The organism is Enterobacter sichuanensis (assembly GCF_002939185.1).
In the GTDB taxonomy this organism is placed as follows: Bacteria; Pseudomonadota; Gammaproteobacteria; order Enterobacterales; family Enterobacteriaceae; genus Enterobacter; species Enterobacter sichuanensis.
Map to the genome: position 1 here is coordinate 1 of NZ_POVL01000141.1, position 1,633 is coordinate 1,633.

General features: G+C 53.3%; 1 rRNA gene. It reads left to right on the forward strand.

The features are described 5' to 3' along the window. Positions 1-73: 73 nt before the first annotated feature. Positions 74-1,613: ribosomal RNA gene (locus C5687_RS24165) — 16S ribosomal RNA — on the forward strand. Positions 1,614-1,633 lie beyond the last annotated feature (20 nt).

Here is a 1,633-nt window from a genome sequence, read left to right on the forward strand (position 1 = left end):
AAATGAATACCAAGTCTCAACGAGTGAACACGTAATTCATTACGAAGTTTAATTCAATGAGCATCAAACTTTTAAATTGAAGAGTTTGATCATGGCTCAGATTGAACGCTGGCGGCAGGCCTAACACATGCAAGTCGAACGGTAGCACAGAGAGCTTGCTCTCGGGTGACGAGTGGCGGACGGGTGAGTAATGTCTGGGAAACTGCCTGATGGAGGGGGATAACTACTGGAAACGGTAGCTAATACCGCATAACGTCGCAAGACCAAAGAGGGGGACCTTCGGGCCTCTTGCCATCAGATGTGCCCAGATGGGATTAGCTAGTAGGTGGGGTAACGGCTCACCTAGGCGACGATCCCTAGCTGGTCTGAGAGGATGACCAGCCACACTGGAACTGAGACACGGTCCAGACTCCTACGGGAGGCAGCAGTGGGGAATATTGCACAATGGGCGCAAGCCTGATGCAGCCATGCCGCGTGTATGAAGAAGGCCTTCGGGTTGTAAAGTACTTTCAGCGGGGAGGAAGGTGTTGAGGTTAATAACCTCAGCAATTGACGTTACCCGCAGAAGAAGCACCGGCTAACTCCGTGCCAGCAGCCGCGGTAATACGGAGGGTGCAAGCGTTAATCGGAATTACTGGGCGTAAAGCGCACGCAGGCGGTCTGTCAAGTCGGATGTGAAATCCCCGGGCTCAACCTGGGAACTGCATTCGAAACTGGCAGGCTAGAGTCTTGTAGAGGGGGGTAGAATTCCAGGTGTAGCGGTGAAATGCGTAGAGATCTGGAGGAATACCGGTGGCGAAGGCGGCCCCCTGGACAAAGACTGACGCTCAGGTGCGAAAGCGTGGGGAGCAAACAGGATTAGATACCCTGGTAGTCCACGCCGTAAACGATGTCGACTTGGAGGTTGTGCCCTTGAGGCGTGGCTTCCGGAGCTAACGCGTTAAGTCGACCGCCTGGGGAGTACGGCCGCAAGGTTAAAACTCAAATGAATTGACGGGGGCCCGCACAAGCGGTGGAGCATGTGGTTTAATTCGATGCAACGCGAAGAACCTTACCTACTCTTGACATCCAGAGAACTTTCCAGAGATGGATTGGTGCCTTCGGGAACTCTGAGACAGGTGCTGCATGGCTGTCGTCAGCTCGTGTTGTGAAATGTTGGGTTAAGTCCCGCAACGAGCGCAACCCTTATCCTTTGTTGCCAGCGGTTAGGCCGGGAACTCAAAGGAGACTGCCAGTGATAAACTGGAGGAAGGTGGGGATGACGTCAAGTCATCATGGCCCTTACGAGTAGGGCTACACACGTGCTACAATGGCGCATACAAAGAGAAGCGACCTCGCGAGAGCAAGCGGACCTCATAAAGTGCGTCGTAGTCCGGATTGGAGTCTGCAACTCGACTCCATGAAGTCGGAATCGCTAGTAATCGTAGATCAGAATGCTACGGTGAATACGTTCCCGGGCCTTGTACACACCGCCCGTCACACCATGGGAGTGGGTTGCAAAAGAAGTAGGTAGCTTAACCTTCGGGAGGGCGCTTACCACTTTGTGATTCATGACTGGGGTGAAGTCGTAACAAGGTAACCGTAGGGGAACCTGCGGTTGGATCACCTCCTTACCTTAAAGAACCTGCCTTTG